Annotated in this window: 16 protein-coding genes; 8 read left to right on the top strand and 8 right to left on the bottom strand. The window is 71.3% G+C overall.

All coding sequences use genetic code 11. The features are described 5' to 3' along the window. Positions 1-33: 33 nt before the first annotated feature. Genes EDF40_RS04565 through EDF40_RS04555 form a run of 3 tightly spaced genes read right to left on the bottom strand, consistent with a single transcriptional unit; the run spans position 34 to position 3,200 of the window. A complete protein-coding gene (locus EDF40_RS04565) occupies positions 34-1,149 on the bottom strand; it encodes a glycosyltransferase (protein WP_221180448.1) in 1,116 nt (371 codons plus the stop codon). Further along, the gene (locus EDF40_RS04560) at positions 1,068-2,297 is read right to left on the bottom strand and encodes an ABC transporter ATP-binding protein (RefSeq protein WP_123338962.1); all 1,230 of its coding nucleotides are present in this window, start codon (positions 2,295-2,297) and stop codon (positions 1,068-1,070) included. Before EDF40_RS04560 ends, EDF40_RS04565 begins: the two co-directional genes overlap by 82 nt. Positions 2,298-2,300: 3 nt before the next feature. Next, entirely contained in the window at positions 2,301-3,200 is a 900-nt protein-coding gene (locus EDF40_RS04555) for an ABC transporter permease (RefSeq protein ID WP_123338963.1), read from the bottom strand. A gap of 206 nt (positions 3,201-3,406) precedes the next feature. Here EDF40_RS04555 and EDF40_RS04550 point away from each other — a divergent pair, with 206 nt between their 5' ends. Both EDF40_RS04550 and EDF40_RS04545 read left to right on the top strand, forming a co-directional pair. Further along, entirely contained in the window at positions 3,407-3,973 is a 567-nt protein-coding gene (locus EDF40_RS04550) for a hypothetical protein (protein WP_123353878.1), read from the top strand. Next, entirely contained in the window at positions 3,973-6,486 is a 2,514-nt protein-coding gene (locus tag EDF40_RS04545) for a hypothetical protein (RefSeq protein WP_123338965.1), read from the top strand. The genes EDF40_RS04550 and EDF40_RS04545 overlap by 1 nt, the downstream gene beginning before the upstream one ends. A gap of 256 nt (positions 6,487-6,742) precedes the next feature. On the opposite strand, the gene EDF40_RS04540 is transcribed toward EDF40_RS04545, so the two are convergent. Then, positions 6,743-8,059, bottom strand: coding sequence for a glycosyltransferase (locus EDF40_RS04540; RefSeq protein ID WP_260212605.1), 1,317 nt, complete (start codon positions 8,057-8,059; stop codon positions 6,743-6,745). On the opposite strand from EDF40_RS04540, the gene EDF40_RS04535 reads away from it, so the two are divergent. Then, on the top strand, positions 7,982-10,693 hold the full coding sequence (locus EDF40_RS04535; RefSeq protein ID WP_395862388.1) for a glycosyltransferase: 2,712 nt from the start codon (positions 7,982-7,984) through the stop codon (positions 10,691-10,693). The genes EDF40_RS04540 and EDF40_RS04535 overlap by 78 nt on opposite strands. Continuing rightward, positions 10,690-11,442, top strand: coding sequence for a polyprenol monophosphomannose synthase (locus EDF40_RS04530; protein ID WP_123338967.1), 753 nt, complete (start codon positions 10,690-10,692; stop codon positions 11,440-11,442). Before EDF40_RS04535 ends, EDF40_RS04530 begins: the two co-directional genes overlap by 4 nt. Before the next feature lie 72 nt (positions 11,443-11,514). Here the strand turns inward: EDF40_RS04530 and EDF40_RS04525 are convergent, their stop codons facing one another. Both EDF40_RS04525 and EDF40_RS04520 read right to left on the bottom strand, forming a co-directional pair. Then, positions 11,515-13,392: a hypothetical protein gene (locus EDF40_RS04525; protein WP_123338968.1), complete on the bottom strand. Its 1,878-nt coding sequence runs from the start codon at positions 13,390-13,392 to the stop codon at positions 11,515-11,517. A 119-nt stretch (positions 13,393-13,511) separates the two neighbouring features. Continuing rightward, complete coding sequence (locus EDF40_RS04520; protein WP_123338969.1) at positions 13,512-14,813, bottom strand: O-antigen ligase; 1,302 nt, start codon at positions 14,811-14,813, stop codon at positions 13,512-13,514. A 103-nt stretch (positions 14,814-14,916) separates the two neighbouring features. Between EDF40_RS04520 and EDF40_RS04515 the strand changes: the two genes are divergently transcribed. After that, the gene (locus tag EDF40_RS04515) at positions 14,917-16,296 is read left to right on the top strand and encodes a hypothetical protein (protein WP_148053799.1); all 1,380 of its coding nucleotides are present in this window, start codon (positions 14,917-14,919) and stop codon (positions 16,294-16,296) included. Positions 16,297-16,305: 9 nt separating this feature from the next. Here the strand turns inward: EDF40_RS04515 and EDF40_RS04510 are convergent, their stop codons facing one another. Next, positions 16,306-17,706: an O-antigen ligase gene (locus EDF40_RS04510; RefSeq protein ID WP_123338971.1), complete on the bottom strand. Its 1,401-nt coding sequence runs from the start codon at positions 17,704-17,706 to the stop codon at positions 16,306-16,308. Between the two features lie 9 nt (positions 17,707-17,715). Further along, positions 17,716-19,848, bottom strand: coding sequence for an acyltransferase family protein (locus tag EDF40_RS04505; RefSeq protein WP_123338972.1), 2,133 nt, complete (start codon positions 19,846-19,848; stop codon positions 17,716-17,718). A gap of 45 nt (positions 19,849-19,893) precedes the next feature. Between EDF40_RS04505 and manA the strand changes: the two genes are divergently transcribed. The 3 genes from manA (at position 19,894) to EDF40_RS04490 (ending at position 22,661) form a co-directional block, all read left to right on the top strand. Continuing rightward, the gene (gene manA, locus EDF40_RS04500; protein WP_123338973.1) at positions 19,894-21,102 is read left to right on the top strand and encodes a mannose-6-phosphate isomerase, class I; all 1,209 of its coding nucleotides are present in this window, start codon (positions 19,894-19,896) and stop codon (positions 21,100-21,102) included. Positions 21,103-21,177: 75 nt separating this feature from the next. After that, positions 21,178-22,140, top strand: coding sequence for a UDP-glucose 4-epimerase GalE (galE, locus tag EDF40_RS04495; RefSeq protein WP_123339070.1), 963 nt, complete (start codon positions 21,178-21,180; stop codon positions 22,138-22,140). 188 nt (positions 22,141-22,328) lie between these two features. Continuing rightward, complete coding sequence (locus EDF40_RS04490; protein ID WP_395862573.1) at positions 22,329-22,661, top strand: WhiB family transcriptional regulator; 333 nt, start codon at positions 22,329-22,331, stop codon at positions 22,659-22,661. The last annotated feature ends 66 nt before the right edge of the window (positions 22,662-22,727 follow it).

Below are 22,727 nucleotides of genomic sequence, written 5' to 3'. Positions count from 1 at the left end.
GGGCTGGGGAGAGACCAGGATAGCCCGCCGCGCTCATGCGCCCGGGTCCACGCTGCGGCGTGGGACGGACGCGCGACGCGTCTCGCGGAGCCGCCGGGCGAGGTGCGACGGGAGCGCCCCGACGACGTCCGCGAACGCTGCCAGGACGAGCCGGGCCTCCCGTCGGGTGGAGGCGGACAGCAGCCCGCGCAGGCCGCGGAAGAGGGTACGGGCGCCGGCGCGCAGGACGGTGTCCCACGGTGCGTGCCAGAGTGCGACGACCATCCGGTTCCGAGCGTTGCGGAACAGGAACAGGTCGCTCTGCACCCCGGAGGACGCCGAGTGGTCGTGCTCGACGACCGCGTCGGCCGCGTGCTCGACCCGCCAGCCGCGTCGGCGGAGTCGCCACGCGAGCTCGGTGTCCTCGTAGTACATGAAGAGCGACTCGTCGAGCAGGCCGACGTCGTCGAGGGCGCTCCGCCGCAGGGCGGAGGCCCCGCCGGAGAACCCGAAGACGTCGACGTCGGCGACCCGGTCGACGGGCGCGAACCAGTCGCGGTCCATCCCGTTGCCGTCGCGGTCGACGCGCACGCCGGTGGAGTTCAGGCGGACCTCGCCGTCCGCCGACGGCGTCCAGAGGCGGCCGTCGTGGCCCTGCAGCACGCGCTGGTCGGGTGCGGGCGTCGCGTCGACCGGGAGGCCCGTCCAACGTCCGGCGAGCACGATGCGGCCCGTCACGGCCGCGACCTCGGGCCCCGCCTGCGCCAGGTGGTCGCGGAGCGCCCGGACGAAGCCCGGCGCCGGGACGGCGTCGTTGTTGAGCAGGACGACGACGTCGGCGTCCGCGTGCCGGATGCCGGTGTTCGCGCCGGCCGCGAAGCCACCGTTGTGCTCCCGCGCGATGACGGTGGCACCCGGCAGGTCGCGGCGGAGCACCGCGACGGAGTCGTCCGACGAGCCGTTGTCGACGACGACCACCTGGTCGGCCGCGCCCTCGGCGAGGACGGCGCGGACGGCCGCGGTGGTGAGGTCCGCACGGTTCCAGTTGACGACGACGACCGCGGTGCGGGACGCGTCGTCGACGGGCGTCAGTCGAGCTCCTCGATGGAGGGCTTCGCGTAGACGCTGCCGACCGCGTCGCCGAACGAGGGGACCTCGAACGAGTCGCACTCGGGCAGGTCGTGCAGGTGCCGGCCGGCCGAGTCCATCATCGAGACGTTGATGAAGTACTTGCCGGTGCCGAAGTTCGTGTCCGCGATGCGGAGGCGGAGCTTCTTGCGGCCGTGCAGCGGCTCGAGGTGGATGCCCATGATGCCGGTCGTGGTGCCGTAGACCACCTGGCCGGACGTGTTGTTGACCTGGACCGCTGCTTCCCAGTCCTCGACGCCGTCGAGGTGCTCGAACTCCATGTCGACGAGCAGGTCGTCACCGGGGGTGACCCCGTCGCGCGGCCCCTTGCCGTCGGCGTGCACCGAGGCCTGCAGGACGGTGCCGCGACCGACCGCGACGTCGGCGCTGAGTTCACCGGCACGACGTTCCTCGAGCACGTCGCGGAACAGGCTGACGGCACCGATCGGGTCTCCGTCGTGCAGGACCTTGCCCTTGTTCAGGAGCACGACGCGGTCGCACATGTCCTGCACCTGGCTGAGGGAGTGCGTGACGATGATGATCGTCTTGCCCTGCTCCTGGAACGAACGGATGCGGTCGAGGCACTTGCGCTGGAAGGCCTCGTCACCGACGGCGAGCACCTCGTCGACCAGCAGGACGTCGGGGTCGGTGTGCACGGCGACCGCGAAGGCGAGTCGCACGTACATGCCCGATGAGTAGAACTTCACCTGGGTGTCGATGAAGTCGCCGATCCCGGAGAACGCCAGGATGTCGTCGAAGCGCTCCTCGGTCTCCTTGCGCGTCAGGCCGAGCAGGCTCGCGTTCAGGAAGACGTTCTCGCGGCCGGAGAGGTCGGGGTGGAAGCCGGCACCGAGCTCGAGCAGGGCCGCCAGGCGTCCGCGGCGCGAGACCGTTCCGGAGGTCGGCTGGATGATCCCGCCGATCGCCTTGAGCAGCGTCGACTTGCCCGATCCGTTCTGGCCGATCAGCCCGACGGTGGTGCCGGCCTGGATCGACACGGTGACGTCGTCGAGTGCCCAGAAGTCCTGACGGTGCTTGCGGCCGGCGCGACCGAGCGTGACGATCCGCTCGCGGATGGTGTTGTCCTTGCGGACGACGAACCGCTTGCGGACGTGGTCGATCACGATGACGTCGGGGCGCTCGGCGGTGGCGCCGGACGTCGACGGGGCGACGGGGGTGCTGATGGCCATGGTCTAGAGCTCCTGCGCGAAGTTGCCCTGCAGGCGGGAGAAGACCCGCTGCGCGCCGATGAGGCAGAACAGCCCGATCACGAGGGCGATGCCGAGCCGCATCATCAGGTGCGGTGGGTAGTCGACGGGGGTCGGGTGGATCCAGATCGCGTTCTGGAGTCCGAGCACCGACAGGGTGAGCGGGTTGTTGGTGTAGACCGCCAGCAGCCACTGCACCTTCAGCTCGGCGACGACCATCGAGTACGAGTAGACGATCGGCGACGCCCAGAGGAGGACCATGAGCCCGACGTCGATGACGAACTGCACGTCGCGCAGGTACACGTTGAGCGCCGACAGCACGAGGCCGATCGCTGCGCCGTACACCAGGATCACCAGCAGCGACGGGATGAGGTAGATCAACCCCTCGTGCCAGGGGAAGACCCCGAGCACGATCGTCGCGGCGATGAGGATCGCGAACTGGATGAGGAAGTTGACCAGGGCCGCGCCGACGCTCGCGAGGGGGAAGACCTCGCGCGGCACGTAGACCTTCTTGATCAGCCCGCTGTTGCCGACGATCGACCCGGTCGACCCGGCGACGATCTCGCTGAAGAGCGTGTAGGCGGTCAGGCCGGTGAAGACGTAGATGGCGAAGTTGTCGATCGCGCGTGACGAGCCGAGGATCTTGCCCATCACGAAGTAGTAGATCATCAGCTGGGTCAGCGGGCGCACGAGCGTCCACACGAACCCGAGTGCCGAGTCCTTGTACCGCGCCTTCAGGTCGCGGCGGATGAGCATCCCGAGCATCTCGCGCTGTCCGAAGACGTCGCGGAGTTCTCGCCAGGTACCTCGGAAAGCGCTCGTCGGAGCGCCGATCACGACGAGGGGCTCCTTGGCGAGCGCCGCCATGCGGGCTTGATCGACCATACGTCTCTTCGTTCGGTGGGGGCAGGACCGGAACAGCATACTCACTGGACCGCTGAGGTCGGGGCGCGCACCCTCTGCCGGACGACACCCGTCGTCCGCCCCCGTGCGGGGGCCAATGTGCGCGACAACAACCCTCAACCTTCACTTTGGGGTTACCGTTGACGCAACCCGGACCCTTGTCAACAACCACAGGACGGCCCGAAAGCATGCAGCAAGTTCCACGGTCGATCGCTGCGCTCGCGGTGGTCGGTGCGCTCAGTCTCTTCACGGCGGGGTGTTCCGCCGGCGACGATCCCGGCCCCACGGCGAGTCCGACGCGGACCGTCAGCCCCTCGCCGAGCGCTTCGGCGCCGTCGTCGGCCCCCTCATCCACCACGTCCGGCCAGCCGACCGCGGAACCGTCCGACGACGACGTACCGACGGCGTTCCCCGGCAGCGGCCAGACGAACGAGCCCGACACGGACCCGTCGGACTTCCCGGCCACCGCGCTCGTGACGTTCTCCGGTTGGGACACCGCCAGCAAGACCCTGCAGGCGGGTGGCCTGGTCTCCGGCACGACGGACACGTCCGGCACGTGCACGTTCGTCGCCACCAAGGGCGGCACCACCCGCACACTGACGAGCAGGGCCGAGGCGAGTGCGTCCTCGGTGAACTGCGCGCAGGTGTCGTTCCCCGCGAGCCAGGTGTCCACCGGGACCTGGTCCATCACCCTCGAGTACTCGGTCGGGTCGAAGTCGACCACGTCCGAACCGATGACGGCGGAGGTGCCGTGATGCGTTCCATCCTGACCGACGACGGTCCACGACGTCCCCTGCGCTCGGTGCTCGGCATGGTCGCCGCGCTCGCGATCGCGGTGAGCGGCCTGACCATCGGCACGATCGTGTCGGAGCGGACCACGACGGAGTCGGCGTCCGCCGCCGTCGCCGCGAACTTCGACCCCGGCAACATCATCAGCGACGCCAACTTCTACAACGGCAGCGCGATGAGCGGCTCCGCCGTCCAGTCGTTCCTGAACAGCGTCGCCCCGAACTGCAAGCAGGCGTCCGGCGGCCCCGCCTGCCTGAAGAACTTCACCCAGAACATGAGCGCCATCGGGGTCGTCCCGAACCGCTGCTCGGCGATCGCCGGCGGCAGCAAGTCGGCCGCCACGATCATCGCCCAGGTCGGCGCCGCGTGCGGGATCAGCCAGAAGGTCCTGCTCGTCCTGCTGCAGAAGGAGCAGGGGATCGTCGCGACGAACTCGCCGACGAGCTACATGTACCTGCACGCCACGGGCTTCGCGTGCCCGGACACCGCACCGTGCGACCCCGCGTACTTCGGGTTCGGACAGCAGGTGTACGCCGCGGCGTTGCAGTTCAAGCGCTACCAGGCCTCGCCGACGTCGTGGGCGTACCAGGCGGGCCGCAACAACGCGATCCTGTACAACCCGAACGCCGCGTGCGGCCGCAAGACGGTCAACATCAAGAACCAGGCGACCGCGGCCCTGTACATCTACACGCCGTACACCCCGAACGCCGCAGCGATGTCGAACCTCTACGGTTCCGGCGACTCGTGCTCGGCCTACGGCAACCGCAACTTCTGGCGCATGTACACCGACTGGTTCGGCTCGCCCACCGGCGGATCCTCGCCGATCGGCTACATCGACTCCCAGAGCGGCGGCGTCGGCGGCACCATCGCGGTCCGCGGCTGGACCGCCGACCCGGACACGACCGACCCGATCAAGGCGCAGTTCTACGTGGACGGCGTGGGCAAGGCCTCGGTCCTGGCGAACGCCGACCGGACCGACCTGGCCTCGCGGCTCGGGGCGAACAACACCCGGCACGGCTTCCAGACGACGCTCACCGGCATGACGCCCGGCAAACACACCGTGTGCGTGTTCGGCATCAACGTCGGCGCGGGGGCGAACACCCTGCTCAACTGCGGCGACGTGACCGTACCCGCCTCGGCCCCGGTCGGCAGCCTCGAGACCGTTACCGGCGGGACCAGCACCATCGCCGTGAGCGGCTGGGCGCTCGACCGCGACTCGTCCGCCGCGACCGCATACAAGGTGCAGGTCGACGGGGTCGGCGCGATCGCCGCGACCGCCGACGTCACGCGCAGCGACATCGCCGCGAAGTACCCGGGTGCCAGCTCCACCGTCGGGTTCTCCAGGACGATCCAGAAGGTCGCCGCCGGATCCCGCACGGTCTCGCTCTGGACCCAGGACAAGCCAGGGGCGACCTGGGTCAAGGTCGCCCAGAAGGTGACGACCGTCACGGCGGCGACCGGGACCTCCGGAGCGGTGAAGGGTGGCTTCGAGTCGGTCACCGGCGGTGTCCGCACCGTCGCGGTGAAGGGCTGGGCGATCGACCCGGACACCTACGCACCGGTGAAGTACAAGGTCCACGTCGACGGCGTCGGCGTGGCGGCCGGCAGTGCGAGCGCGGCGCGCAGCGACGTGGCGAAGGACTACCCGAAGTGGGGCGCGTCGCACGGGCTCGCCACCACCCTGGGGAACATCGAGCCCGGCAAGCACACGGTCACCGTCTGGTGGCAGGACCTGCCGAGCGGCACCTACGTCAGTGCCGGTACGAAGACCGTGACCGTGGCCGCCCCGCCGTCGAGCGGCGCCACCGGGAAGACCGGCGCCGTCACCGGTGCGTTCGAGAAGGCGACCGCCGGACCGAACACCGTCGCCGTCACGGGCTGGGCGATCGACCCGGACCGGTACGACCCGGTCAAGTACAAGATCCACCTCGACGGCGTCGGTGCCACGGCGGGCAGCGCGAGCGCGGTCCGCACGGACATCGGCGCGGCGAAGCCCGGCTGGGGCGACGACGTCGGGCTCGCGGTCACGCTGACGGGCGTGCGGGCGGGGACCCACACGGTCACCGTCTGGTACCAGGACCTGCCCGGTGGGAACTACGTCAGCTTCGGCACCAAGTCGGTGACGGTCAAGGAGGCCGTACCGGCGGCGACGGGCAAGACCGGGGCCGTGTACGGGGCGTACGACGCCGCGACCGGGGGCAAGGGGACCGTCGCCGTGAAGGGCTGGGCCATCGACCCCGACACGTTCAACCCGGTCAAGTACAAGATCCACCTCGACGGTGCCGGAGTGGCAGCGGGCAGCGCGAACGCGGTCCGTGCCGACGTCGAGAAGGTGCACCCGGGCTGGGGCTCCGACGTCGGACTCGCGGTCACGCTCACCGGCGTGAAGCCGGGCAAGCACACCGTGCGGGTCTGGTACCAGGAGCTCCCGGGCAGTGCCTACAAGGATTTCGGGACGAAGACGGTCACCGTCTCGTAGCGGGGCCACCAGACGGACGGGAGGCGCGGTGCCAGCTGGCACCTGGGCCCACGCCGGCCGGTTCCGGGCCGACGCGCCAGCGGCGGTCCGGCCGTGCCCGGTGGGGAGCCTCCCGTCCGTCTGCACCGCCGTCCCGGGGCGACGCGCAGGCGGTGGACCGGCCGTGCCCGGTGGGGAGCCTCCGTCCGGCTGCGTCCCGTCCCGGGCGCGCGGCCGGTCTCGGAGCCGCTCCGGGCTCGAAGTCGTTCCGGCGTCGTCAGGCGCGTCGGCGGAGCGCGCGGGCGACCCCGCCGAGGCGGTCGAGGACCCGGAACTCGGCGGAGTGCGTCAGCGCGTCGTACCGGGTCGCGATCGCGTCGCGTTCGGCCTCGGCGTCGTGCTGCGCTCGTTCGGCGTCCTTGCGTGCCCGGTCGAGGACGGCGACCGCCTCTTCCGACACGATGAGTCGCCGGTTGATGTCCTCGACCCCCGCACGGTGCACGTCGCGCTCCTGCTCGGTCGCGCGGAGCACCTCGCGCTGCTGCGCGGCCCAGCGGAGCACGGGATCGCCGGTACCGGTCCGTGCCGCGGCGCGCGCGATCGCCGCGTCGAGCGACGGGCCGACCTGCTCGGCGCGGGCCGTGTAGGAGTGCCGCGCCAGCACGACGGCGCGGAGCCGCGCGACCAGGGCGTCCCGTTCGGCGGTCGGCATCGCGATCGCACGCTCCAGGGACAGGGCGTCGGTGAAGACGGGGACGTCGGCGAGTCCGAGCTCGTCGAGGCCGAGCGCGCACGAGGTGACGGGCAGTGCCCCACACGCCAGCGACTCGTAGAGCCGTGAGTTGAGGGTGCCGAACGCGGCTGCGGGCTCGATGACGTCGTCGACGACGAACGCGGCGGCGCGGTACACCGCAGGCAGGGCGAAGTACGACACCGCCGGTCGGAGCTCCACACCGGGGGCAGCGTCGACGTGCTCGACGTTCGCGGCGAACCAGACGATCGGCTCGGGCGGGGCGACCTGCTGCAGCACGTCCTGCACACCGCGGCGCGCTCCCCAGAAGTTGACCGTCGTGACGGTGCGGTCGGTCCGCGGCGGCGTCGTCCCGTCCGCGTCGGTGGTGAAGAGGTCCAGGTCGACGCCGATCGGGACCACCTCGACCGGCACGTCCACGACCCGGGCGAGTGCGTCGCGCGCGATGGACGACGACGTCCACACCGCGTCGAACCCGGCGGTGTACGGCGCGCTGGCCCACTGCGCCGTCCAGTTCCGCACCCAGGCCACCGTGGCGGTCCGCGCCGGCACGAGTCCGGGGACGAACGACTCGATCATGCTCACGAGCACCGCCGTGTCCTCGGGGACGTCCTCGGCCCACCGGTGGATCGGCCAGAGGTCGACCCCCCAGCCCTCGGCCAGCAGCGCCCGGGCCAGCCCGAGCGCGACGAACAGGTCGCCCTTCCCCTCGGTGGTGTCGTCGGTCGACACCGCGAAGCGGATCGTCCCCCTCGACCCCGACGCGTGGTCGCCGCGGGCGATCGCCGCGTACTCGGCGGCCAGGGGGGACGAGACGGGGGAGGACGGGATCGCGTGGTGCATCACCGTGCCATTGTGCCCGAAGCGCAGCCCGCCTCGGCCGAGCGCCGTGCTGTGCCTTGTAGGGTGTTGTCGGCTGCCGGGCATCCCCGACGGCCGGATCACCGAACCGTGCCACAGGCGCGGCAGCAACTGGAGGAACTCGCCGTGACAGAGCGCAAGCCAGGAGTCGTGTCCGTCGTCCTCGTGAACTACAAGGGCACGGACGACACACTGACGAGCATCGCCGAGCTCCGCAAGCAGGACTGGCCGCAGGACCGGCTCGAGGTGATCGTCGTCGACAACGGCTCCGGCGCTGAGCACGTCGGGCGGCTGAAGGCCTCCGACCTCGACTTCACCTTCATCGACTCCGGTGCGAACCTCGGCTTCACGGGCGGGTGCAACCTCGGTGTGGAGCACTCCTCCGGCGAGATCGTGGCCTTCCTCAACAACGACGCGCGTCCCGACACCGGCTGGGTGCGCGAGGCGATGGCGACCTTCGCCTCCGGCGCCGACATCGGCGCCGTGGCGTCGAAGGTCCTGGACTGGGAGGGCGTCAACGTCGACTTCACCGAGGCCGCGATGACCTGGTACGGCATGGGCTACAAGCCCTTCGCCGGGTCGCCGGACACCGGGCGCTGGGAGTCGGAGACCGACGTGCTCTTCGGCACCGGCGCGGCGATGTTCGTCCGCGCCGAGCTCTTCGAGCAGCTCGGTGGCTTCGACGACCGCTACTTCATGTTCTACGAGGACGTCGACCTGGGGTGGCGCTTGAACCTGCTCGGCTGGCGGTTCCGCTACCAGCCGAAGTCGGTCGCCTTCCACAAGCACCACGCCTCGATGAACAAGTTCGGGGACTTCCGCGAGACGTACCTGCTCGAGCGCAACGCCCTGTTCACGCTCTACAAGAACCTCGGCGACGAGCAGCTCGCCGCCGCGCTGCCCGGTTCGCTGGCACTCGCCGTCCGCCGTGCCGTGGGCCGCGGCGAGCTCGACTCCACGTCGCTCGACCTGCGCAACCCCGGTGACGACAGCGTCCCGACCATCCCGGTCCCCAAGACGAGCATGGCCGGCATCTACGGCGTCGACCAGTTCGTCGAGCAGTTGCCGTCGATGACCGAGTCGCGCCGCGAGATCCAGGCGAGCCGGGTCCGCAGCGACCGCGAGCTCCTCCGCCTGTTCGGCAACCGCGACGAGCCGGCGTACCCGATCGAGAACTACCTGGCCGGCTACGACAAGATCGTGCACTCCCTCGGCGTGCTCGACGTCGGCACCCGTCGTCGCATCCTCATCATCACCGGGGACTCCATCGGCGAGAAGATGGCCGGCCCGGCGATCCGCGCCACCCAGATGGCGAAGCAGCTGGCGAACGAACACGACGTGCGGGTCATCAGCCTGACCCGCTCGTCACCGATCGACCCGTCGTACGACGTCGTCACGGTCCCGCACCGCCACCCGCGGCAGATGGTCGAGCACGAGGCCTGGGCCGACGTCATCATCGTCCAGGGGCACGCGCTGCGGCTGTTCCCGGTCCTCGAGTCGACGCGCAAGATCCTCGTGGTCGACGTCTACGACCCGCTGCACCTCGAGCAGCTCGAGCAGGGCCGCAGCGACGACGTCGACCAGTGGAACCGGCAGATCCTCGACGCCTCGGACACCCTGAACCACCAGCTCGAGCTCGGCGACTACTTCATCTGCGCGTCCGAGCGCCAGCGGATGTTCTGGCTCGGGCAGCTCGCGGGCTCCGGCCGGGTGAACGCCCGGACCTACTCGCGCGACCCCGACCTGCGCTCGCTCATCGGCGTCGTGCCGTTCGGCCTGTCCTCGACCCCGCCGGTCCACGACCAGCCGCGGGTCAAGGGCGTCGTGCCGGGCATCGGCAAGAACGACAAGCTCGTCGTCTGGGGCGGCGGCATCTACGACTGGTTCGACCCGATCACCCTCGTGCGCTCGATCGGTCAGCTCGCCGAGCGGAAGCCGAACGTCAAGCTGTTCTTCATGGGCGTGCAGCACCCGAACCCCGACGTCCCCGAGATGGACATCGTCGCCAAGGTGCGTGCCGAAGCGGACGCCCTCGGACTCACCGGCAAGAACGTGTTCTTCAACGACGCCTGGATCCCGTACGAGGAGCGCGGCGCCTACCTGCTCGAGGCCGACGCCGGCGTCTCGACGCACTACGAGCACCTCGAGACGACGTTCTCGTTCCGCACCCGGATCCTCGACTACCTGTGGGCACGCCTGCCCATCGTGACGACCGCCGGCGACTCCTTCGGTGACCTCGTCGCTGCCGAGAAGCTCGGTGTCGCCGTGCACGAGCAGGACGTCGACAGCCTCGCCGACGCCCTCGAGACGGCGCTCTTCGACAAGAAGGCGCGCGCCGAGTTCATCGGCAACGTCGACCGCATCCGTGAGCAGTTCACGTGGGAGAACGTGCTGGCGCCGCTCGTCGACTTCTGCCGGAACCCCGTCCGCGCCGCCGACAAGTCGGTGCGGGACACGGTCGCCGTGGTCGAGTCGCACCAGATGCGCGTCCGCGTGCCGGAGCGCAAGAAGCTCTCGGGTGTCCGGTACGACGTCGGCCGCGCGGTGCACTACTTCCGCACCGAGGGCCCGCGCAGTGTCGCGGGCAAGATCAAGCGCCGCCTGCAGAACCGGTGACCGCTGCGGACGCCGCGGCCCTCGTCGTCATCCCGACCTACGACGAGGCCGAGAACGTCCGTGCCGTGATCGCGGCCGTGCTCGGTGCGGTGCCGGCGGCGCACGTCCTGGTGGTGGACGACGGCAGTCCCGACGGCACCGCGGACGTCGTCCGCGGCATCGCCGGGGCCGACGCGCGCGTGCACCTGCTCGAGCGGAGCGGCAAGCTCGGTCTCGGTACCGCGTACGTGGCCGGGTTCCGCTGGGGCCTCCAGCGCGGGTACCCGGTCCTGGTCGAGATGGACGCCGACGGGTCGCACCCCGCCGACCGGCTCCCGGCGCTGCTCGATGCGGTCCGTGCCGACGAGACGGTCGCGCTGGCGATCGGCTCGCGGTGGGTGCCGGGCGGGTCGGTGGTCGACTGGCCGCTGCATCGCCTGGCGTTGAGCCGCGGTGCGAACGCCTACGCGCGGATCGTGCTCGGGGTCGACGTGCGTGACGTCACGGCGGGGTTCCGCGCCTACCGGGCGGCCACGATCGCGCGGATGGACCTCGGCTCGGTCGACTCGAAGGGCTACTGCTTCCAGGTCGACATGACGCTGCGGGTCGCCGACCTGGGCGGCCGGATCGTCGAGGTGCCGATCCGCTTCCGGGACCGCGTGCACGGCACCTCGAAGATGAGCCGTTCCGTCGTGGTCGAGGCCGTGGTCCGCGTCACCGGGTGGGGGCTGCAGCGTCGGTTCGGCCGCTGGCGCGGCTCGCGTCGCTGACGCATCCGGTGCGACGGACAGGAGGCGCGGTGCCAGCTGGCACCGCGCCTCCTGTCCGTCACCGGTCGCGTCTCAGACGCAGCTGACGTCGTAGTCCTGGTTCCCGACGACGTACTGGGCCATCCGCACCTGGCTGCCGGCCGTGAGCCCACCGGCCGAGCAGGCCTTCTGGGCGGCCGCGACGCCGTCCGCGCCGACGGCGATCCAGCTCGGCAGTCGGTAGAGCGTGCTGCTGCTCGGTACGGTGCCGAAGAGCGTGCTCCACTCGGACGGCGACGAGTAGACGCCGGCGGTCGCGCCGATGCTCACGAAGTACGCGGTCATGCCCTCGAGGGTCGCGCGGTTGAGCGCCGCCGTCTTCTGCCACGAGCCGTCGGTCTCGGCATCGAGCCACCACCGGTAGGAGCCGGGCGATGCGACGCCTCGACTTTGCGCATCGTCGTAGGCGCGGTTCCAGCCGTACATCCACGAGCACTGGGTGGATGTGAGCGCAGCGTCGCCCGGCACGCAGGTGCCGTACGGATTCCGCGCCGTCGCGCCGCTCGGGTCGACGTTGTTCGTCGGCCACGAGGCGCGGGAGTTCGACGGGTGGTCCTTGAAGTACTGACCCGGGTTGGCGGTGTTGACGTACAGCTGCGTCTTCGGCTGCGACGTGCCGCCCACCGAGCCACCGGCCCACGCGAGTTGTTGCGCGAGGAAGTCGTTGGTGTTGTTCGCGAGACCGTGGTTCACACCGACGATGCCGAAGGCCTGCCCCACCGGGTAGTTCGACGACGAGCCCCCTTGCGGCCAGGACACGTCGGCGCCGAACCCGGTGCCGCTCGAGCCGTCCAGGAAGTAGCCGGCGACGTCGAGGTGCAGCTGCGCCGAGCCCCTCGAGACCTTCGCCTGCACCCGGCGGTCGGTGCTCGACCCGGTGACCTTGGCCATCACGAGGTTCGCGACGGGCGACCCGGCACCGAAGAGCTGGGTCGCGACCTGCGGGTCCTGGCCGGCCGGGGTGACGCGCAGGTAGGCGTCGGTCGTCGGCTTGGTGACCTCGGCGTTCGCGACGACCGCGGTCGCCGTGCCCGGGACGCCGGCGGTGCCGGAGAGCCGGATGGTGCCGGCGGTCGTCGACACGGCACCGGCGAAGGCGCGGGTGGTGTCGATCGGCACGAACACCGAGCCGGTCGACGCGTTCGAGTAGTAGCCGGCGACGTCCATGTAGACCGTGCCGGTGCCCTTCGAGAGCTTGACCTGCGCGGCACCGTCGACGAGCTTGACGATGGCGAGGTTCGACAGCGACTGCCCCGCCGAGTACAGCTGCGTGACGACCTGCGGGTCCTGGCCGGCGGGCGTCACCCGGACGTAGCCCGCCGCCGTGGGGCCGCTCACCTCGACGTTGACGGCGACGGCCGTGGCGTCCGCGGGGACGCCGGCGAGGCCGGCGAGGGGGACCGGGACCGGTGTCGTGCCGACGGTGCCGCTGAACACCCGCGCCGCGTCGAGCGGGGTGTACGTCGCGCCGGAGCCGTCGGCGTAGTAGCCGGCGACGTCGAAGTAGCCGTTCGCGGTGCCGGCGGACAGCTTCGCCTGGATCGATCCGTTCACCAGCCGCACGGTCACCAGGTTGGCGATCGTCTGCCCGGCGGCGAAGTCCTGCGTCGCGACGGTGGCGTCCTTGCCGGCGGGGGTCACGCGCACGTACCCGGCGACGGTCGGCTTCGCGACCTCGACGTTGACGACGACGGCCGTGGCGTTCGCGGGGACCCCGGCGTTCCCGGCGATCCGGACGACCTTCGGCGTCGTCGTGAGCCCGCCCGACCAGACCCTGGTCGTGTCGATCGGCGTGTACCGACCGGTCGTCGGTGCCGCGGCCTGTGCGGTCGTGACCGGGACGACCACGGCGACGGCGGTGGCGACGAGCGCGGTGGTCAGGGCGAGTGCGAGGCGACGGTGCAGACGCATGTGGTGGTTCCCAACTTCGTGGACCGTCCCCCTGACGGTCTCCGGCAGTCTAGGTGCACGGTGCAACTCCGGGGAGGGCACACGGGTGCGGTGTGCCGATCGACACACGCCGCGCGGACTCAGCCGCGCGGCAGGTGCCGCCGCCACGACCGACGTCGCGCGGCGATCACCAGCACGGCCACGAAGACCATCAGCCCGGCGCCGTGCAGCAGGTAGCTCTCGGCCGTGCTCGTGACCGCCAGGAGCACCAGGACCGCGGCGGGCCACACGTAGGCCACGCCGGGGAACGTCGTCGCCGTCACCCAGGCGCGGGCGAAGGCGAGCAGCGCCGTCACGCCCAGCAGGATCGTGCCGGCGAGCCCGATCTGCAGCCAGGCGTCGATGAACGCGTTCAGCCCCGAGGTGAACCGGTGCCCGGCGGGGTCGATGAAGGTCACGTACGGGACCACGGCCTCGTGCGGCCACGTCCCGACCCACCCCCACCCCTGGATCGGGAACTGCCCGACGAACACGCGGATCTGCGACCACAGGTCCAGGCGGGTCGCCGTCCCGCCGGCTGCCCCGATCTCCGCCAGCACGCGGTGCCGGGCGAGCACGCCCACCACGAGCATCAGGAGCACCGTCCCACCGAGCACGCCGTTCACCACCGGCCGCGTCGTCGGTCGGGCGTGCCGGAGGGACCACAGGGCGAGTGCGGTCACGGCGAGGGCGATCATCGCGAGGCCGGTGATGGGGGACTGCACGAGCATGAGCGCGATGACGGCGAGGGCGGTGGAGCCGATCGCGCGCCACCGCGTCACCGACCGGGTCAGGAACTCGACGACGAAGGTGACGAGTGCCATCGCCGCGATGAAGCCCATGAAGTTGCGGGTTCCGCCGATGCCCTGGATCGGACCGCCGTACGCGATGTTGCCCTGGATGCCGAACGCGGGGATCGGCAGGTCGAGGACGAGGCCGGAGAGGACCTCGAGCCCGAGCCCGGCGACGAGCAGGATCCGGAAGGCGTCACCGGAGGCCCGGATGAGCTGCACGAGGTCTCGGCCGAGCGCCAGGTACAGGCCGAGGCCGATGAAGCACACGGTGGCGACGAGCCCGCGGAGCGCCACCCAGGAGTACTCGCTCCACAGGACACTGAGCGCGCAGTACCCGACGAACGCCAGGAGCGAGAGCGGCAGGACACCGTGCCACTCGATCCGGTAGCGCTGCCCGAGCAGGCTCAGACCGGCCAGGACGAAGAGACTGACGAGCACGGCCCAGACGCCGGCACGCCCGACCAGGGCCCCCACCGTCGGCTGCCCGAACGCGAACAGGACGATGACCGTGGCGAGGGCCTGGCTGAACCGCCCGCCGGCGGAGAACCCGATCCAGGCGGAGAGGTAGCGGCGCGCGAGCACGTGGTGCGTCAGCCGTCCGTCGGTCACGAGTCCATCTTGGTGCACGGACCTCGGCGCGAGGTCATCGCGGAGCGTCGATATGGCTGATACGCGATGACTCGACTAGCGTCGTCGCACGATGCAGCGTGCCGTGACCACGACCCTCCGCCGTTCCGGCACGCTCCGTGCGGCAGCGGCGGTCATCGTCGGCCTGGCCACGACTTCGCTCGCCTGGTGGCGTCTCGGGCCGGTGACACGTGGCACCGCGTGGGCGGAGGACGGCGGTGTCTTCCTGCGCGAGCGGCTCGCGCTCGGGCCCGTGGACTCCCTCCTGCACCCCTACGCCGGGTACCTGCACCTCGTGCCGCGCCTGCTCGTCGACGCCGCGTGGGCGCTGCCCGTCGAGGAGTACGCGCGTGCGCTGTCCGCCGCTGCGTGCCTGGTGGTCGGCGCGGTGGCCCTCACGGTGTTCCTGCTCGCGCGCGACGTCGTGCCGCAGTGGCCGCTCCGGGCACTGCTCGCCGCGCTGCCGGCCCTGCTGCCGCTCGCGCCCCACGAGATCAGCGGGAACGTCGCGAACCTGCACTGGTTCCTGTTGTTCGCGTGCCCCTGGCTGTTCGCGTACCGGGCACGGTCGTGGTGGGCGTCGGGCATCGTCGCCGTCCTGACCGGCTTCGTCGTCCTCACCGAGCTGCAGACCGTGCTGTTCCTGCCGATGCTGCTCCTCGCGTGGTTCCCGCTGCGCGATGCGTCCGGCGTCCGGGCCTGGCCCCGCGCCGTCCCGGTGACGCTCGTCGCCCTCGCCGGCGGCGCTGCGCAGATCGTCACCGCTGTCACCGACCACCGGTCGCGGGCCCCGGGGGCCCCGGCGTTCGCCGACGTGGTCGCCGGGTGGCTGCTGCAGCCGGTCGCGGGCATCTGGTCGCCGGACGTCGGCGCGGTCGCTCGGGTCGTCGTCACGCACGGTTGGGGCGCCGTGCTCGTCCCCGTGCTCCTGGTCGCCGCGGCGCTGGTCGCCGCGGTCGTCGTCGGGTCCTGGCGGGCACGCTGGACGGTCCTGGCGCTCGCCGTGGTCTCCGGTGGCGTCTGGTGGGCGGCGCTCGTCGCCAACGCCGGCGAGGTGCAGGCATGGGCACACCCCACGCCTGGGCTGGCTGCCGTGCCGCCACTGCGGTACGCGGCCGCCTCCGGGCTGCTGCTGCTCGCCGCGGCGGTGGTCGCAGCGAGCGTCCTGCTCGGTCGGGGGCGCGGCGCGACCGACGGCGCACGGCCGGCGCACGGCGGATCCCGGTCAGGAGGCCCGGCTCGCTCCGGGCGGGCGCTGGCCGGTTGGTGCGTGGTCGCGGTCGTGGTCGTCGCGACGCTGGGCAACGTCGCACCCGGCCCGACGCGGCGCAGCGACGGCCCGGTGTGGGCGACGCAGGTGCCCGCCGCGATCGAGGCGTGCGCGGGGGACCCGACACGGAGCGTTGCGATCCGCAAGGTGCCGTGGTCCGCACAGGTGCCGTGCGCCCGGTTGCTCGAGCACTGACGGCGGGCGTCAGCGCACGGTCGGCAGACGGAACTCGCGTCGCGCGGACGGAGTGCGTGGGCCGTCGCCGGCGGAGAGCGGCTCCTCGCCGACCAGGACGATCCGGGTCTTGATCGCGATCAGCGCGAACAACACCCAGTTGCCCTGGTACAGCAGGCGTGACTCGGCGACGGACTGCACGACGAGGGCGACGACGACGAGCAACGGCAGCAGCGACACCGGGTCGAACGGCCTGGGCGACTGCGTGGCGTCGTACCCGATCCGGGTGGCCGACGACCACGAGCGGTCCAGCGTGGTGACGACGTACAGCGCGAACAGGACGAGCCCGATGATGCCGGTCTGCATCCAGACGTCGAGGTACGCGTCGTGGGCCTGCAGGTACGTCACACCCTTGCGGTGGGCAAGGTCGGCGAGCGTGGGGACGTCCGGCCACCAGTAGCCGATCCAGCCCCACCCGACGACCGGGTGCTGGTCGATGAGTCCGAGGACGCGGGCCCAGATGTCCCCGCGACCGGTCGCGTCGGCACCCTTGCCGAGCAGCTCCGACACCGTCCCTCGCGCCACGAACGCTCCGCCTGCGGCGACGACCGCGCCGACCAGCACGACCAGGTAGCGCGGGGTCCGGTGTCCGGTCGGGACCCGCCGGATCCAGAGGGCGACCAGGAGCACGACCGCCACCACGACCGCGGCGGCGAGCACGGTCGACGAGCGGGTCAGCACGAGGACGGCGCCGACGACGACCAGCCAGGCGACGGCACGGTTGCGACGCATCCGCCCCTCGGCGAACTGCACCGCCACGGCGATCGCCGCGAGCAGCGCGACCATCGCGAGCAGGTTCGCGTTGCCGGGCAGCCCCTGGATGCGACCGCCGGTCAGGAGCTCCGCGCGCGAGAAGTAGAACGCGTCCGGGATGTCCCGGTCGCCGTAGTCCGTCCAGACCGGCACGATCGGGTGCCGCACGACGACCGCCACCACGGCCTCGAACAGGAGCGAGCCCATCACCACCCAGCGGAAGGCAAGGCTCATCGCGTCGAGGATGCGACGCCAGGTCAGGGTCGACGCGACCGCCAACGCCATCGCGGCACAGATCACCTGCGCGGCGATGCTCGCCAGCGTCGCCGGGCGCCAGTGCGACCAGACGACCGACACCAGGCACCAGGCGAGGAAGAACCAGAGCGCCCACGGTGTCCGGACGAGCGGCGGCTTCGCGCGGACCAGGATCGTGACGCCCCACGCGGCGACGAGTGCCCAGACCGCCGCTGCGCCGAACCAGGTCAGGGTGTTGGGGAAGGCGTCCCCGGCGAACAGGACGAAGAGGAGCGTCGCACCGAAGGCGAACGCCTCGCGCTCGGGTACGGTCCCGCGCGACAGCGGCCAGGTGTTCGTCACGACGCCAGGGTACGTGCTCATCGGCGGCCGCTACTCCCGGAAGGCCGCGAGCGTGCTGGCGATCTCGTCGCCGAGGTACGGCGCCAGGGTCGTCGCGAAGGTGTTCGTCAGGTGGGTGCGGTCCCGGTGCACGAGCACCCCGCCGATGACCGCCGGGCAGATCGTGTCGGTGCAGTAGTAGCGCGACAGGTCGATCACGCGCGCCTTCCCGGGCATCCGGGCCGCCGCCTGCTCCGAGCCCTCGAACAGGCTGAAGCCGACCGAGCGACTCGAGTCGCACTCGCTCGTCGTGGGACCGGACATCTGGCCGACGCAGGCCACCACGTCCGGGCGTGCCGTCGGGTTGTCGCGGAGGGCCAGGATCGGGATGCCGGCGTCGGCCGGAGCCTGCCAGGCCGCCACCATGCCGTCGACGACGGCATCGGCGTCCGACTGTCCAGCGGCGGGCACGACGGGTCCGTTGCCGGTCGAGTGCGTGACGATCACGCCGTCCAGGTCGCTGTGCGAGCGGAGGTACGCCATCGCGTTCTGCTTCCAGGCGGCGCAGTCGTCGACCTGCTTCTCCGTGTTCGCCTTCTGCACCGCGGTGGTGAGGTAGCAGCTCTGGTGCCCTGCGACGTCGATGCGCCAGTTCCGGGCCTTCGCGATCTTCTCGTAGGTGTCCACGAAGACGTTGTTGTGCGAATCGCCGATCGCGATCAGGTGTTCCGTGTACCCGGTCTTCGGACCGAGGGCGCAGACGTTGAACGCGCTCGAGTCGTTCGACCAGCACGCCGGCCGGTTCGAGTCGTCGTCGAGGGCGTTCGAGGCGGCCGGCACCCGGACGTCCGCGAGGGCGGGGTTGACACAGGGGTCGGCCGACGAGATCAGTGCGGCGGCACCGAAGCACCGGACGTCTCCGGTGCTCAGACGCTGCTGGAACTCGGCCGCCTGCACCTGCTGCACGTGGAGTGCGGTGAGCGACGCGGCGCCGAGCGCGACGACGAGCACGGTGCTGAGGGCCCCGTACAGAGCGACCCGGCGCGGGCGGAGTGCGCGCACCCAGCCGGAGAACCGGAGGGGCTCCTCGATGCACAGCGTCGTGACCGAGGCGACGACCACCGCGCCGACGAAGATCGCGACCTTGTCCTTGGTCGTGAGCTCGTGCCGGAGCACGATCGGCAGCAGGACGACGGCGGGCCAGTGCCACAGGTACACGGCGTAGGAGATGCGCCCCAGGAACCCGATCGGGGTGATCCGTCCGATCCGCTGCAACCCGGAGTGGCCGCCGAACAGCACGACCAGCGTGGCGGACACCACGGGGAGCGCGGCCGCGATGCCGGGGAACGGGGTCGCCGCCGTGATCACGAACAACGACGCCACGAGGCCGGCAGCGCCGAGCCACGCGCCGACGACCCGGACGGACCGGGCCGGGCCGGTGCGGGGCGCGGCCAGCGGGATCGTCGCGGCCAGGCCGCCGAGCGCGAACTCCCACGCCCGGGTCGCCGTCGAGAAGTAGGCGACCCCGGATGCGGTCTCGGTCTGGACGACGCTCCACGCCAGGGACAGCACCACCACGGCGCCGAGCAGCACCTGCGCGACCACGACCGGGGAGACCCCGCCCCGACGGAGACGGCGGGCGCTCCACAGTGCGGCGAGCAGCAGGAGCGGGAGGACGATGTAGAACTGCTCCTCGACGGACAGCGACCAGAAGTGCTGGAACGGGGACGCCTGGTTGCCCTGCGCCAGGTAGTCCACCGAGTCGGCGGCCAGCTGCCAGTTCTGCACGTAGACCGTCGAGGCGATGAGCTCACGGCCGTACTGGCCCCACAGTGCGCTGGGCACCCAGATCAGCACAGCGGTCCCCGTCGCGGCGATCGTCAGGAAGGCCCCGGGGAGCAGTCGCTTCGCACGTCGGGCCCAGAAGCCGGCGAGACCGATCCGGCCGGTGGCGGTCAGCTCGCGCAGCAGGTGCCCCGTGATGAGGAAGCCGGAGATGACGAAGAACACGTCCACCCCGACGAACCCACCGGGGAGCCTGCTCGGCCAGAGGTGGTAGAGCACGACGGCGAGCACCGCGAACGCGCGGAGGCCCTGGATGTCCCATCGGGTCGGGTCGGTCGTGCGGGGGGACGAGGTGCGGAGGGACCCTCGGGTCGGCGACTCCACCGTGCGTGCAGACATCGCGGAGATTCTAGTGTCGCGCGTCGCGCCGGTAGGCTCTGGCCCATGTTCCTCGGCATCACGAACACCCCCCGCGACTACGCCTGGGGCTCGGTCACCGCGATCCCGGAGCTCCTCGGGCGCACCGTCACCGGCGCCCCGCAGGCCGAGCTCTGGCTCGGTGCGCACGCCGGCAGCCCGAGCGTGGTCGTCAACCCGGCGATGGTCGGCGGCGCCGACACCCTGCGCGACTGGATCGAGGCGGAGCCGCAGGACGCCCTGGGCGCTGACCGCACCGGGCTGCCGTTCCTGCTGAAGGTGCTCGCGGCGGCGGCGCCCCTCTCGCTGCAGGCGCACCCGACACCGGAGCAGGCCGAGGCCGGCTTCGCGCGCGAGGAGCGCGAGGGCATCGCGGTCGACGACCCGGCGCGCAACTACAAGGACCCGTTCCCGAAGCCCGAGCTCGTCGTCGCCCTGAGCGAGCGGTTCGAGGCCCTGAGCGGCTTCCGCCCCGTCGAGGAGACCCTGGCCGAGGTCCGCGTGCTCGATGCCGGCAGTGGTCGGCTCGGCCCGCTCGAGGTGCACCTGCAGCACGGCCTCGAGGACACCGTGCGCTGGCTCGAGACGGCCGACGAGTCCGCGCTCGCCGTCGTGCAGGCGGCGAGCGACCTCGCGATGGCACTCGACGACGACCTGCTCACGCCGAACACCGCCACGGTCCGCGACCTGGCAACGAGCTGGCCCGGCGACCCCGGCATCGTCGTCTCCCTGCTCATGCACCGGGTGACGCTCACCGCGGGGCAGGCGATGTACCTGCCCGCCGGCAACATCCACGCCTACCTGGACGGCCTCGGCATCGAGCTGATGGCGCCGTCCGACAACGTGCTGCGCGGGGGACTGACGCCGAAGCACGTCGACGTGCCCGAACTCCTGCACGTGCTCGACTTCACGGCGTACCCGGCACCGGTCCTCGAGCCCGAGCGCCTGGCCCCCGGCGTGGACCGCTTCGCGCCAGAGGGCGTCGGCTTCGCGCTGCTGCGGGTCGATGGGGACGGACGACCGGTCGGACTGAGCACCGGCGGCGTGGCTCCGCTGACCGGACCGTCGATCGCGATCTGCACCGAGGGCGTCGTGACGCTCGTCGGCGCGACGTCCGCCACGCTGCTCCGCAAGGGCGAGTCCTGCTTCATCACGCCGGACGAGGGTGACGTCACGGTGGAGGCTGACTCGTCGAACGGCGTCACGTCGACGGTCTTCATCGCCACCGGTCGGTAGCGCGGAGCCGCACGCCCTGGCGCGGTCCCGCACGCCGCCACCGGGGCGCCGCGTCCGTCCGCTAGCGTGGCGACCATGAGTTGGCTGGTCACCGGCGGTGCCGGGTACATCGGGTCCCACGTCGTCCGAGCACTGCGCTCGGCCGGCATCGACACGGTCGCGTTCGACGACCTCTCGAGCGGTTTCCGCGCGTTCGTGCCGGACGACGTGCCGTTCGTCGAGGGCACGATCCTGGACGGCGAGCTGGTCGCCCGCACCCTGCGCGAGCACGACGTCACCGGCGTGGTGCACGTCGCGGGCTTCAAGTACGCCGGCGTCTCGGTCGAGCGTCCGCTGCACACCTACGAGCAGAACGTCACCGGCATGGCGACGCTGCTCCGTGCGATGGCCGAGAACGGCGTCACGAAGGCCGTCTTCTCGTCGAGCGCCGCGGTGTACGGCACCCCGGACGTCGACGTCGTCGTGGAGTCGACCCCGAAGGCACCCGAGTCCCCGTACGGCGAGTCGAAGCTCATCGGCGAGTGGCTGCTGCGCGACATGGAGGTCGCCGCGGGTTTCACGACGACCTCCCTCCGCTACTTCAACGTCGTCGGGTCCGGCGAGCCCGACCTGTACGACGCCAGCCCGCACAACCTGTTCCCGCTCGTGTTCGACGCACTGCTGGCCGGCCGCACGCCCCGCATCAACGGCGACGACTACGCCACCGAGGACGGCACCTGCGTCCGCGACTACATCCACGTCGCCGACCTCGCGCACTCGCACGCCGTCGCGGCGCAGAAGCTCGAGGCGGGGGAGCCGCTCGAGCAGGCGTACAACCTCGGCAGCGGCGACGGTGTGAGCGTCCGGCAGATCATGGACGCCATGGCGAAGGGCACCGGGATCGCCTTCGAGCCGGAGGTCGCTCCCCGCCGCCCCGGTGACCCGGCGCGCATCGTGGCCACCGGCGAAGCCGCGACGCGCGACCTGGACTGGGCGATGCGCCACACCCTGGACGAGATGGTCACGAGTGCGTGGGAGGCCCGCCGCAGCGCCTCCTAGTGGCTGAGGACGTGTCAGTTGTCCCCCGAAACCCCGACAGACCGGGTGCGACACGCCCAGACGGGGGACATGACACGCCGAAGCGGTCAGTGCCTTCTATGATCCGCGACTTGACTCAGGCGAATGACACCGCTGTAATTACAGGCAACGACTTCAATCGTTGTGGTCCCGTTATCGAGACGTCAGGGGTGATCAGGGTGAACAGTTCCGACTTCCACGCCGGAGTTCCGGAGGACTGGCACGTCGACCCCGTGGCGCTCGGCGTCCCGGGTGTTCGACGGCCGGAGACGGACGACGAGGAGAACCCGCTCGCGTGGCAGGTCGACTCGTTGTGCGCACAGACCGACCCGGAGGCGTTCTTCCCCGAGAAGGGCGGCTCCACGCGCGAAGCGAAGAAGATCTGCACGTCGTGCGAGGTCCGGGCGCAGTGCCTCGAGTACGCACTCGAGAACGACGAACGCTTCGGCATCTGGGGCGGCCTGTCCGAGCGCGAGCGTCGCAAGTTGCGTAAGCGCGCCTGACGGTCCCGCACCGCGCGGTGAGCGCGCCCACAGGTTCACGGCGCGCCGCCGTCCGCAGCGGACGCC

This window comes from Curtobacterium sp. PhB170, from assembly GCF_003752345.1.
GTDB lineage: Bacteria > Actinomycetota > Actinomycetes > Actinomycetales > Microbacteriaceae > Curtobacterium.
The sequence above is the reverse complement of the archived record's forward strand: the minus strand, read 5'-3'. Positions and strand labels throughout refer to the sequence as shown.